The organism is Methanosarcina sp. DH1, assembly GCF_020804205.1.
GTDB classification, from domain to species: Archaea; Halobacteriota; Methanosarcinia; order Methanosarcinales; family Methanosarcinaceae; genus Methanosarcina; species Methanosarcina vacuolata.
Map to the genome: position 1 here is coordinate 157,863 of NZ_WJBJ01000022.1, position 12,749 is coordinate 170,611.

Annotated in this window: 8 protein-coding genes; 5 read left to right on the forward strand and 3 right to left on the reverse strand. The window is 41.6% G+C overall.

Translation table 11 applies throughout. The annotated features are described in order from the left end of the window. Positions 1-4 precede the first annotated feature (4 nt). From dnaK to ppcA, 5 genes are all read left to right on the forward strand, one after another. Entirely contained in the window at positions 5-1,858 is a 1,854-nt protein-coding gene (dnaK, locus tag FXW07_RS12805; RefSeq protein WP_229395757.1) for a molecular chaperone DnaK, read from the forward strand. A 106-nt stretch (positions 1,859-1,964) separates the two neighbouring features. Beyond that, a complete protein-coding gene (gene dnaJ, locus FXW07_RS12810; RefSeq protein WP_229395758.1) occupies positions 1,965-3,131 on the forward strand; it encodes a molecular chaperone DnaJ in 1,167 nt (388 codons plus the stop codon). A gap of 561 nt (positions 3,132-3,692) precedes the next feature. After that, a complete protein-coding gene (gene trkA / locus FXW07_RS12815) occupies positions 3,693-5,039 on the forward strand; it encodes a Trk system potassium transporter TrkA (RefSeq protein ID WP_229395759.1) in 1,347 nt (448 codons plus the stop codon). A 24-nt stretch (positions 5,040-5,063) separates the two neighbouring features. Beyond that, positions 5,064-6,494: a TrkH family potassium uptake protein gene (locus FXW07_RS12820; RefSeq protein ID WP_229395800.1), complete on the forward strand. Its 1,431-nt coding sequence runs from the start codon at positions 5,064-5,066 to the stop codon at positions 6,492-6,494. 837 nt (positions 6,495-7,331) lie between these two features. Next, the gene (ppcA, locus tag FXW07_RS12830; protein WP_229395760.1) at positions 7,332-8,912 is read left to right on the forward strand and encodes a phosphoenolpyruvate carboxylase; all 1,581 of its coding nucleotides are present in this window, start codon (positions 7,332-7,334) and stop codon (positions 8,910-8,912) included. A gap of 507 nt (positions 8,913-9,419) precedes the next feature. Here ppcA and FXW07_RS12835 read toward each other — a convergent pair. From FXW07_RS12835 to FXW07_RS12845, 3 genes are all read right to left on the reverse strand, one after another. Beyond that, on the reverse strand, positions 9,420-9,659 hold the full coding sequence (locus tag FXW07_RS12835) for an MTH865 family protein (protein ID WP_048119896.1): 240 nt from the start codon (positions 9,657-9,659) through the stop codon (positions 9,420-9,422). A gap of 282 nt (positions 9,660-9,941) precedes the next feature. Further along, positions 9,942-10,811, reverse strand: coding sequence for a winged helix-turn-helix domain-containing protein (locus FXW07_RS12840; RefSeq protein ID WP_229395761.1), 870 nt, complete (start codon positions 10,809-10,811; stop codon positions 9,942-9,944). 381 nt (positions 10,812-11,192) lie between these two features. Then, positions 11,193-12,437 carry a tetratricopeptide repeat protein gene (locus FXW07_RS12845; RefSeq protein ID WP_229395762.1) on the reverse strand — a complete coding sequence of 415 codons (1,245 nt, stop codon included), beginning with the start codon at positions 12,435-12,437 and terminating at the stop codon, positions 11,193-11,195. Positions 12,438-12,749 lie beyond the last annotated feature (312 nt).

The following is a 12,749-nucleotide window of genomic DNA, read 5'->3' on the forward strand; positions in this document are numbered from 1 at the left end:
AAACATGGCAAAAATACTGGGTATTGACCTTGGTACTACGAACTCATGCATGGCAGTAATGGAAGGCGGGGAAGCTGTCGTGATCCCAAATGCCGAAGGCGCCAGGACAACTCCGTCAGTAGTCGGATTTTCCAAAAAAGGAGAGAAACTTGTAGGCCAGGTTGCAAAGAGGCAGGCCATTTCGAATCCTGAAAATACTGTTTATTCCATTAAAAGGCATATGGGAGACGCCAATTACAAGGTGACTCTTCAGGGAACGCAGTATAAGCCGCAGGAAATTTCCGCAATGATTCTGCAGAAGCTCAAAACCGACGCAGAAGCTTATCTTGGAGAAACTATCAAACAGGCTGTTATTACTGTTCCTGCTTATTTCAATGATGCCCAGAGACAGGCTACAAAGGACGCAGGGGCAATTGCAGGCCTTGAAGTCATGAGAATTATCAATGAGCCAACTTCCGCATCCCTGGCTTATGGTCTCGATAAGGGGGATATAGAACAAACAATTCTTGTCTACGACCTGGGAGGCGGAACCTTTGATGTATCTATTCTCGAACTTGGAGGCGGAGTCTTTGAGGTGAAATCCACAAGCGGGGACACTCACCTTGGAGGAGACGACTTTGACCAGCGTATAGTTAACTACTTACTTACTGAGTTCAGGAAAAACGAGGGAATTGACCTCTCCAAAGACAAAGCTGTACTCCAGCGCTTAACCGATGCTGCGGAAAAAGCCAAGATCGAGCTGTCCGGAGTTGCAAGTACAAATATCAACCTTCCATTCCTAACAGTTGGTCCTGATGGCGAACCAAAGCACCTTGATACCGACCTTACAAGGGCCCAGTTCCAGAAGATGACTGAGGACCTCCTTGAAAAGACCCTCGTATCTATGCGCCAGGCCCTCAGTGATGCAAAGCTCACTCCAGGTGATCTTGATAAAGTGATCCTCGTCGGAGGCGCCACAAGGATGCCTGCAGTTGTCGAGCTTGTGGAAAACTTTACAGGCAAGAAACCCTACAAGAACATCAACCCTGATGAAGCCGTTGCAATCGGGGCAGCTATCCAGGCCGGTGTGCTCGGGGGCGAAGTCAAAGACGTCCTGTTGCTTGATGTCACTCCTCTGACACTAGGAATAGAAACGCTCGGAGGTATAGCAACCCCACTTATCCCGAGAAACACGACAATTCCGACCAAGAAAAGTCAGGTCTTCTCAACTGCTGCTGATAACCAGCCTTCAGTAGAGATTCATGTCCTTCAGGGAGAAAGGGGAGTTGCCTCCGAAAACAAGACTCTCGGCCGCTTTACTCTTGACGGTATCCCACCAGCTCCAAGAGGCATCCCACAGATTGAAGTTACCTTTGATATCGACGCAAATGGGATACTGCATGTAGGTGCAAAAGACCTTGGGACCGGTAAGGAACAGTCCATTTCCATCCAGAAGCCGGGTGGGCTCTCGGATGACGAAATCGAGCGCATGGTCAAAGATGCGGAATTGCATGCCGAAGAAGACAAAAAGCGCAAAGAAGATGTCGAGACCAGAAACAATGCCGAAGCCCTGATCAATGCTGCGGAAAAGACTTTGAAGGAAGCCGGAGATGTAGCAACCGAAGACCAGAAGTCAAAGGTAACTGCCGCAATCGACGACCTTAAGAAAGCTCTTGAAGGTAAGGACAGCGAAGCCATAAAGTCAAAAACCGAAGCTCTTCAGGAAGCAGTATACCCAATCTCCACTGCAATGTACCAGAAAGCCCAGCAAGCTCAGCAGGCTGAAGGCGGAGCAGCAGGAAGCCAAGATGCGAAAGGTCCTGACGAGACAGTCGTTGATGCCGATTATGAGGTAGTTGACGACGAAAAGCGTAAATAAGCAAAAACAAAGTAATGAAACAGGCCTGGAGATTCTCAGGCCTTACCGGAAACCTGGCTTTTCAGGCTCCGGAGCTTTATCTTTTTTAAAATAACAGGGAATCCTGATGGCCACAACACGTGATTATTACGATATTCTCGGATTATCCAAAGATGCCTCACCCGAGGATATAAAGAAAACTTATCGAAAACTTGCGCTAAAGTATCATCCTGACAGGAATAAAGAACCTGGAGCTGAGGAAAAGTTCAAGGAGATCTCTGAGGCTTATGCCGTCCTTTCAGATGATGAGAAACGCGCTCAGTACGACCGTTTTGGACATGCCGGAATAAACGGGCAATACAGTGCAGAAGATATCTTCCGTGGTGCGGATTTCGGCGGCTTCGGAGATATATTCGAAATGTTTTTTGGCGGAGGAAGCAGAAGAGGTCCTATGGGGCCACGGAGAGGAGCCGATCTCCAGTATGATCTTTACATCACCTTTGAGGAGGCAGCTTTTGGAGTCCGTAAAGATATCGACATCCCTAGAACGGAAAGATGTTCTAAATGTTCCGGAACCGGAGCCAAACCCGGAACAAGCCCGAAGCGCTGCCCCACATGCGGAGGCACAGGGCAAATCCGTACTACTCGCTCCGGATTGGGTATGCAGTTTGTAAGCACCACCGCCTGTAGCACCTGTCACGGCAGGGGGCAGGTTATTGAATCTCCCTGTCCGGTATGCAGCGGTACAGGCAGAGTCAGAAACACAAGGAAGATAACAGTAAACGTGCCTGCTGGAGCCGATTCAGGCATGAACCTGAGGCTCAGTGGAGAAGGAGATTCGGGAGAACCCGGGGCTCCAGCCGGAGATCTTTATGTTGTGCTTCACGTGATGGAACACCAATACTTTAAGAGAATTGATTATGACGTAATTTCCGAGCTTCCTATCTCCTTTGCCCAGGCTGCGCTCGGGATGGATATAATGGTCGATACCCTACATGGAAAGGTCAAGATGAATATCCCTGCAGGAACCCAGACCCACTCCGTATTCAGGCTTAAAGATAAAGGGATTCAGCACCTTCACGGGGGTAAAAAAGGCGACCAGCTCGTCAGGGTTGTAGTCAAGACTCCGACAAAGCTTACTCACGAGCAAAAAGAGCTCCTCCGTCAGTTCGAAGATCTGAGCAGCAGTAAAAATCCTGAAGGAAATCAAAACGACAGGACCGAGAGATCTACGGAGAAACCCAAGAAAAACAAAGGATTTTTCGAAAAAGTAAAGGATGCCTTTGAAAATTAAAAGCGGCTTTTAGCCCCTTTTTATCATTTTAGAGGCATCTTTTTCTTTTTAACTGTCGTTCTTCTATATTTAGTGCACAAATTTAAATTAATATCCAAAAGTTTCTTATTAGGATTTAAGATTGGTTTTTGAATTTATTTTCGTGTTCCCTTTTTGAGACCCTTTCTTTTTCCTTTTCTACCTTTTTCTTTACTTTATCTTATTTTCTCAAGATTCGTTTACTTTTGTATTTTGTTTCTTGCTGTAAATATTTGAAAACATTTATATAACTGTTTAATTTTAGAATTTTAACTTGTGGTTATATTCCAGTTGTATTCATAAAAGCCTGGATCGTACAAAATTCTGTTTGCAACACATTTAATTTCCAGAGATGGTCAACACGCCGATTAATATTATCACAAACAGTTTATTGAGCTGTGTTTTACAGTTTCATTTTATCGGTGTGCTCTCAACTTTCTCTAGTTATATAATATTCGTATCTATTATCTCGTGCCTGTTCTTTTTATCCGCCAGGCCCCACAGTATAAGGTTAGTTAAAAACAGTTTTTTTGAAGGTGTGCTATGAAGGTTATAATTATCGGCGCAGGGGAAGTAGGTTATCACATCGCAAAGGCTCTTTCCCCCAAAAACGATGTAATAATTATTGAAAATGCTGAAGAAGCGTCAAAACGGGCAGACGAACTTGATGTGCTTGTTATCGAAGGAAACGGAGCAAATGCTGAGATCCTATCAGATATCCTTCAGGGTACTGATTTGCTTGTAGCTGTAACCGGTATAGATGAGGTTAACATTGTAGCCTGCATGACAGCAAAGCTGATTACCCGGGGAAAGCCCGGATGGAAGGAAACTAAAACTATTGCCAGAGTCAGCAACCCGGATTATATTGATTCGCCTGTAACCTCAAGGTCTCAGGTTGGAGTCGATCTCATGATCTGCCCTGAACTTTCACTTGCCTCCGAAGTTGCTGAGATCCTGTCAAGTCCATCCGCGATAAGTGCCGAAATGTTTGCCGATGGAAAAGTCCGGATGACTGAGTTTGCAATAAGTCCCGAAAACAAACTTATAGGAAAACAGATTAAGGACCTCAGGCTTGCCGACTGTTGCATTGTCAGTGCAATTTTTCGAGAGCATGAAATAATTATTCCTCATGGAAGCGACACAATTAAGGCAAACGACCATATGGTAGTTGTGGGTAAACCTGAGACTATGGAAGGGCTAGGCAGTACTTTAGGTAGCAAGGTACCCCACAAAAATAGAATTCTTCTTATAGGCTGCGGCATTGTAGGGTTTTATCTCGCTAAACTGATAGACAAAGAAGAGAATGCCGACCTTAAAATTATCGAGTACAGTAAAAGCCGCTGCATAGAAGTGGCAGAAATGCTGGAAAACGCTCTTATTTTAAATGGAGACGGCACCGACATCAGTCTACTCAGGGAGGAAGGCATTGAGAACATGGATGTTGTTATCTCGGTTACGGACAGCGATGAGAAAAATCTCCTGTGTTCCCTTCTTGGAAAGCAACTGGGTGCAAAGAAAGTGATTGCCAGGGCTGACCGCTCGGACTACCTGCCCCTCTTTGAAATGGTCGGCATAGATCTGGCAGTCAGTCCCAGGGAAGCAACTGTAAACGAGGTACTTAAGCTCACAATGGGCAGAGGAATACAAACCCTGACGACCTTTGAAGGCGAAAAGGCAGAGATCATAGAGTATACGGCTTCCGAGAACTCGAAAATTGTCGGGAAACCTTTAAACAAAGTCAAATTCCCAAGGGGAGCCCTCGTCAATATGGTGGTTCGGGGAAAAGATACTATAGTCCCGAGAGGGGACTTCGTCATTGAAAACCAGGATAGAGTGGTCATCTTTTCCATGGCTTCTGCAATGTCGGAGATAGAAAAGTTTTTCAGATGAACTTTAAAAGGCAGGTGGTTTCTTATAGATAACAAGGCAGTCTTTAATGCATTAGGGAAAATTCTATTTCTTCTGTCTTTTACAATGCTTGTTCCTCTTTTAGTAGCTTTTTACTACCGGGAACCTCTTGTACCCTTCATTGTCTCTTTTTTCATAACCCTTATTTCTGGCTTGCTTCTCATGCGGTTTAAAGGCCGTGAGGATTGGCAGCAAAAGGAAGCGCTTTCCATTGTAGCCTTGAGCTGGCTTGCAGCAGCGGTTTTCGGAGCTATTCCTTTTCTTTTTGAAGGGGTCTCTTTTATTGATGCGGTTTTTGAAACAATGTCGGGTTTTACTTCAACGGGTTCTTCGATTCTTATAAATATTGAGAGCTACTCAAGAGGGCTTCTTTTCTGGCGTTCTTTCACCGCCTGGCTTGGAGGAATGGGGATTATTGTACTTTTCATAGCAGTTCTACCAAAGCTTGGAGTTGCCGGCCGCCAGCTATTCAGGGCCGAGGCACCTGGCCCGACTGAAGATAAGCTGAAGCCAAGAATCCGGGAAACTGCAAGGATTCTGTGGACGCTCTACGTTCTCATTTCTGCTCTTGAAGTTGTGGCTCTGGTGCTGGGAGGAATGTCCCTTTACGATGCTCTCAATCATACCTTTGCCTGTATGGCTTGCGGAGGATTTTCTACCTACAATGCAGGAATAGAAGCTTTTCACAGTCCTGTTATTGAATTTATTCTTACATTTTTCATGTTTGTTGCGGGGGCAAACTTTGCCCTTTATTACCGGGTTATTCGTGTTAATAAGCTTGTTCTCTTCCGAGACGAAGAATTCAAGGCCTATTCTTTTTATATCCTTGGTTTCACAGGTTTACTGACATTGGTTCTATTCAAAGATATGGGATTTTCTCCGTTCAATTCTTTCCGTTATGCCATATTTCAGATAACCTCTATTATGACAGCCACTGGTTTTGCTTCAACTGATTTTAATATGTGGAAAGATTCGGCAAAAATTCTGGTTCTTTCAGTCATGTTTATCGGGGGCTGTGCAGGTTCTACAGGTGGAGGCATGAAAGTTGTACGCTTTATGCTGATGTTAAAATACGCAAGGAGAGAACTTTTTAAATTTGTTCATCCCAGAGTTGTTAAACCTATCCGCTTTAATAATAAAGCAGTGCCGGATGACATTTTGCAGTCAATACTCTCTTTTGTTGTGCTTTATATAGGTGTTTTTGTCGTAGGTACAGTGCTTCTAACACTACTGGGAGTTGACATGGTAAGCTCGGCTACGGCTTCGATAACGACTCTCGGAAACATAGGTCCGGGTTTTAACATTGTCGGACCTATGGCAAACTTTGAATCAATCCCATCACTGGGAAAAATCATTCTTATCAGTAATATGTGGGTAGGCAGACTTGAGGTTTATACCGTGCTTGTACTCTTTACAAGGGAGTTCTGGCACTCATGAAGAGAATTGTGAAATACAAAAAGGAGTATTACAAACTGCTGATAAGCGACAAAATAGGATATATCCCATTTGATGAAGAAGGAGCTTACTGTTTGTTTTAGTTGATTTTAAGACGTTATGAAAAGAATTCGACTATCTTTACATCAAATAGTCATATGGAGAATGAGGAGAGATATTTAGGAATGATTCAAGTATAAATATCAAGGCATTTGTTGCTAAGAATCATTATTGTGGTAATGAAATTATAGATCAATTCCTGAACTGCAAATTTGAAGTTATATTTTTATCATTCCTATGTCGTTACTGGAGTTTTCGCTCAAGCCTTTTTTAAAAAGATTTGCAGGCAAGCAGTTTTCCGTTTTTCATCAAACTCTTTTTAAAAGTTTGTAGTCGTCACCATCTTAGTAATTTTGCATATTTGTTTATGAAATAATCTTTTCTATTTGAGACTTCAGGGTACAATTCTCAATCGTTATGTTATATATTCAATCATTGTGTTATAGTTTCAATCGTTATGTTATAGTTTCAATCGTTATGTTATAGTTTCAATCGTTATGTTATAGTTTCAGTAGTTTTGTTAACTCAAGTATTAAATGTCAACTTATTGTAAACGGAAACATTTATCATAAAGTAAACAATATGCTTCGATGCTGATTTGTACCAAACTAATGGTTAACAATAACGGACTTTACCTGCTATTCACTAAAAAACTGCAAGTCAAGTAATAAATCCACTAACGGATTCAGTAAGAAATTCAGCAGCGCATTTCATAGTAAGTTCAACACTCAGTTCAGTGGTAAACTAAGGTCTGAGCTGTACACAGTGAGGATTCGTTTCATGAGTAAAAAAACCGTTTTTCCAAAAGTAATGTGCACCCAGCATCCGGACTCGGCGTCAAAATATATTGCGACGCAGGAAGAGCCGGGAGAAGCTATAGAGGCTGCACAGATATTCGGCTGTGATGAGTATATGCCGGATTATGAAGGGAAGGCAACTCCCTACCATCAGAATGTCCAGATTGTATCAAAATTCATAGAAGAAACAGACCTGATCCCAGGAAAAGATATTTTTATCACTCCTCGAGCTCCGAGTGCGGTTCAGGAAAACCGGTTCAGGCAGCTCATGGTTATGATGTCAATTGCTGAGGCTAATTACAATGCCCTTGAATACTCGGATGTCCAGGCGATCAGTGAATTCGTGCATCCCATGACAGATAGCGTCAGGGAAATTATTGGAGCTCAACAGCACATGGTAGACGTAAGTGAGCTTGCAAAAAAGGAATTTGGTTTCTCAATGGAAGTCCCTCGCATAATTCCTCTCATAGAAGATGCTCCTGCGCTGCTGAATGCAAAAGAACTTGCAGAAAATACGATTCTTGCCTGGAAAGGACACTTAGGGACAGTACCTGAGAAATTCCGGGTGTTTCTGGGTAAATCCGACTCTGCTCTTTCTTTTGGGCATATTGCGAGCACGCTTTCATGCAAATACGCAATAAACGGAATCTGCGAACTAAATTCCGAAATAGACACCCAAACTGGCATTATATTCGGAGCAGGAACACTGCCTTTCAGAGGACACCTGGACCTGAAGAATGCGGAGAACTTTTTCCGGGAATACCGTGGGGTCGGAACTATTACACTCCAGTCCGCGCTCAGGTACAGCCATAAAAAAGGGGACGCTGAATCCCTTGTAAAACTTGCAAAGGCCAGGCTACCTGAAATGCCTGAACTCTTTTCTGTCGAAGAAAAAGAAGAAATAATAAACCTCATTGGGATATTTGGAGCAAGCTACAGCAGAATTCTCAGGCAACTGGCTCCTGTGATAAACCGGATAGCTGACCTTCTCCCACAGCAGCGGGATCGTCTTATGCACAAAGGTACAGGCGGCTATTCAAGAAGCGCTCCTGATATCTCAGGCATAGTTCAACTCTGCCGTACCGATATTGGAAAAGAGCTTGAAGCCAGTATGCCTGCTGAAGACCTTCAGCTTCCAAGGGCAATCAAGTTTACAGGCGCTCTTTATTCCATAGGCCTGCCTCCGGAATTCATAGGGACAGGCCGTGCTCTTGAAGAAGCTCGGGAAAAACTCGGAGAAGCTGCCTGTGAAAACTTACTTACAAAATACTTCCCCTCCCTTGCAGGTGACCTGAAGTTTGCATCAGGATATCTGGATCTCAATGTAGCTTCTCGTTTTCTATCCAGGGAATGCCTGAAGGAGGTCCGCAAAGATTTAGATATCCTGCATGAGGTCTTTGATCTTGAAACCAGCCCCGAACCTTCATATCGCATCCTGGTAGAAATGATGCAGCCTGATCTTCTGCAGGCAGGAAGTAAAGGAAATTGTATGGACGAGGAAGTTTCCCAGCTTGTATGCTCGACCCTCACCAAAATGGGAAAAATAAGAAAGGCCCTCGGTTAAGTAATTCTGGCTCCGATCGATTGATTCTTTCTTTTTTTCGTTCTTTTTTTTCGTTCTTTTTTTTCTTTATTTTTTTTCTTTATTTTTATCGCCTTTCGGTGCTGCTGGCCGGCGACCTAACTTCTTATCAAAATTTCCCGCTGGTTATCGACTTTTTCCGTGGTATTGTCCTCGTTTGAGCTGCTTTTTGAAGGAATAGGAGTTTTAGCTATTTCTGGAACAGTAATATTGGTAAGATCGTTACGGAGATTCTTACCATTGGTACTGGAGTTTGTAATATATATACAAAGGAACTGTCACAAAATCAAATTGCGGGCGACCACCTCGCCCTAAACAGGCTGTCAGGCAATTATTGGAAGTAATAAAAAAGTTCTGAATAAAAGCAAATAAAGCCTTTAAATCAAAAAAAAAGGAATTATTTTATTACGAAGGGTAGTTGTAGGACAGCCTGTAAAGAATGGGTTATTCGTGACCCTCTACGCTCCCTTTGTAATAAAAGGGCAGGACTTAAAGTCCTGCTCTTTCAACTATTGTGTCTGCTACTTTTTTTGCGTCTTTGAATGGAAAATCTGCTGGAGTAAGCAATTTTCCTGCTTCTCCTGCAGTAACTTCAAGGTTGCCCGACCTGCATGTAGTATCTGCACCTGCAGGAAATGCAGCAAGCAGTTCTTCAGGGGTATTTATAGGAAACTTTGCATCTTTAAGACCTGCAACGATCTGCCCGTGAATATCATCTTTTACAGTCATTTTTACTCCTCATATTTTGCTGTTTTTTCAAGTTTTATTCCGTGTTTTTTATATATGCTTTGTCTGACATTCTGGTTCTTTGCAGTTTGATTTCCCCGGAGAATTCATTCTACACTCTGTTATTGGCAGGTTATTGATATATACTTAATCGGCACTGAAATATAGTTAATGCATTCAACTGTATTACTACACCTGAGTTACTCATTTTAACCAGATAGTGCTTAAAAAATGGAAAGTTGCACGGTTGAACGCTGTAAAATTGAGGATCAAAAATACCTGAGTTTAAATAGTCATCTCTGTTTTCTCTTTTCTTTCCATGAGATCGTTCTTTTCAGGTGTCTGCTTTGAGGAATTTTGAAGTGGATAATTTTGAAGTGAAGAATAAATTTCGTTCAGACCCTGAAGTATCTTGAAACCTTTCTCAGTAATCATATAATCTCCCCTCTCGTGCTGTTGTAGAATCAGCCCGCTTTCCATAAGTTTCTGGAGATGGAAGAGCAGATTTCCTCCTCTGAGGCCCGTAAGTTCGGAAAAAGCAGAGAAACTTTTCATTTCGAATGCTACTGCTCTGAGAATTTCCAGACGCTGGGGGTTTGAGACCGGCTCAAGGATCTCACTCATAACTACAGAGGTTTTAAGAGCAGAAATATTCGGTTTCTGTTCCTGGTTGTTAGTATAAATCCTCATAGAGCGCATAAGGTTTACCTGTTTTACCAGAAGGCTCGATACTTCGGAAAAGCATTTCTCACATTTGTTGTAAGGAGCTTCGCATCTAAGTTCCTCCAGTTTTTTTCTGTTGTCCGATATTGATTTGTCATCTACTCTATTTTTCGTTATAAGCCCTGCATTTTGCTGCAGAAGAGCCGTAAATGCAGAAGTACATTTTTGCTTTTCAGGGCATTTTTTTACCATGTTCTGTTCAAGACCGGAATCGATGTCTTCGAAGAGGTGATTGAGAAGAGCATTTGAATACTCTTGCCTGGACCTTTCAATAGCAGCTTCTAAACGCAGCCTGCTGGTAAATTCCATCACTTTTTTAATGTCATTGTGCATTTCAGAAAGCTTTTCTCTAATAGCTTTTACTTCCCCCAGCTCCAGGTCATCGGATATTGTCAGGGCCTCAGGAGAACCGTTCTCACTTCCGCTTTTCATGCTTTTAGATCTTCCTGCCTTGTTTTTAAAGTTTTTGCTACGACTTTTAGAGTCATCAAGATGTATAAATTTCTTAAAGGCAAAAGAAATAGTTAGGATCTTTTAATGCTGATTTTGGGATATTTGTATCAAGCTCATGAGAAGAGGTTTCAGAAAATTTGTAATAATTGAGTCCATAAGAAATGAGTCCATAAGAAATGAGTCTATAAGAAATGAGTCTATAAGAAATGAGTCTATTTAAAGAGTAAAATTTGTTTTTTTGAAAGATTACTTTTTGGACTTCAGCTTGCTGATAATAGTCTGAAGTATATTTTTTGAAGTTGGAGGACATCTTGAATCTGGAGAATTATTAGGGGCTGGATAATAGTTTGAGTTTTCATTTTATTCAACTCCATCAAGTTCTTTTAACTTTTTCTCACAAAAGATAATTATCCTCGGGTCTTCAATAGCTTTTCCTATCGCAAGGGATTGCTTCAAAAACTCAATTGCTTTTCTGGGTTCGCCCAGATAACTGTATGCTAACCCCAGATTTTCAAGGTCTGAACCTTCTCCGCGCCTGTCACCTATTTCTCTTGAAATTTTTAGTGCTTGTTCATAATATTCAATTGCTTTTCTGGTTTCGCCAAGATCACTGTATGCTAACCCCAGATTTCCAAGCCAATTACCTTCATTTCGCCTGTCACCTATTTCTCTTGAAATTTTTAGTGCTTGTTCATAATATTCAATTGCTTTTCTGGTTTCGCCAAGATSACTGTATGCTAACCCCAGATTTCCAAGGTCTGCACCTTCTCCGYGCCTGTCACCTATTTCTCTTGAAATTTTTAGTGCTTGTTCATAATATTCAATTGCTTTTCTGGGTTCGCCAAGATGACTGTATGCTAACCCCAGATTTCCAAGGTCTGCACCTTCTCCGTGCCTGTCACCTATTTCTCTTGAAATTTTTAGTGCTTGTTCATAATATTCAATTGCTTTTCTGGTTTCGCCCAGACTATAGTATGCTGACCCCAGATTTCCAAGGTGATTACCTTCATTTCGCCTGTCGCCTATTTCTCTTGAAATTTTTAGGGCTTGTTCGTGATATTCAATTGCTTTTCTGGTTTCGCCCAGATCACTGTATGCTAACCCCAGATTTCCAAGGTCTGCACCTTCTCCGCGCCTGTCACCTATTTCTCTTGAAACTTTTAAGGCTTGTTCATAATATTCAATTGATTTTCTTATATGACCAAGTTGTTCGTAGATAATACCAAAATTTTTGAAAATAAATCCTTCTTCTTTTTTATTTCCAAGTTCTTTAGTAATTTTAAGAGCCTGCCCTGAATATTCAATAGCTTTTTTCAAATTTCCAAGATAGTAGTAGGTTATACCTAGATTACTGTATATGGATCCCTTTAGGTGTTTGTTGTCAAGAGTGGATGATATTGATTTAGCCATTTCAAGATATTTTGCAGCTTCTCTTGAATATCCCCTGAACAGTTCAATTATTCCTAGATTGTAATTCCAATAAGCAAATTTATAAGGATCTTTCAATTCGTTGTTTTCAAATTCTATAATTAAATTTTTGTAATAATCAACAAGTTCTTCAAGCCCTTTTTTATCCATACCGTCAAAATCTTCAAATTCGAACACTGGACTGGAAGTTACTTTTCGTTTTATATCAAAATCAAAAATAGTAGTTCTCCATGAAAAGAAATCCTGCGCTTCTTCAAGTATTGAATTAAGCGATGCACTGTTGATCCAGATCAGTATAGGATGTTTGATCTCCAGAAACTTTTCCCGCATCATATTCAATAGAAGCAGGGCTTCTGACTTTCCGTTTGCATTTTTCTTTTTTACTGTTTCATTGAGACCAAAAACAGAAAACGCGATTTTCTTATTTTCACTAATTTTTGAATTGTATGAATCCGATTTGGTTATTCCCTCTAAAAGCTGAAAAAGATT

Excerpts from the sequence above, each read along its gene's own strand:
- ppcA (WP_229395760.1), top strand. The coding sequence starts at position 7,332 with ATGAGTAAAAAAACCGTTTTTCCAAAAGTAATGTGCACCCAGCATCCG.
- FXW07_RS12835 (WP_048119896.1), bottom strand. The coding sequence starts at position 9,659 with ATGACTGTAAAAGATGATATTCACGGGCAGATCGTTGCAGGTCTTAAA.
- FXW07_RS12840 (WP_229395761.1), bottom strand. The coding sequence starts at position 10,811 with ATGAAAAGCGGAAGTGAGAACGGTTCTCCTGAGGCCCTGACAATATCC.
- dnaJ (WP_229395758.1), top strand. The coding sequence starts at position 1,965 with ATGGCCACAACACGTGATTATTACGATATTCTCGGATTATCCAAAGAT.
- dnaK (WP_229395757.1), top strand. The coding sequence starts at position 5 with ATGGCAAAAATACTGGGTATTGACCTTGGTACTACGAACTCATGCATG.
- trkA (WP_229395759.1), top strand. The coding sequence starts at position 3,693 with ATGAAGGTTATAATTATCGGCGCAGGGGAAGTAGGTTATCACATCGCA.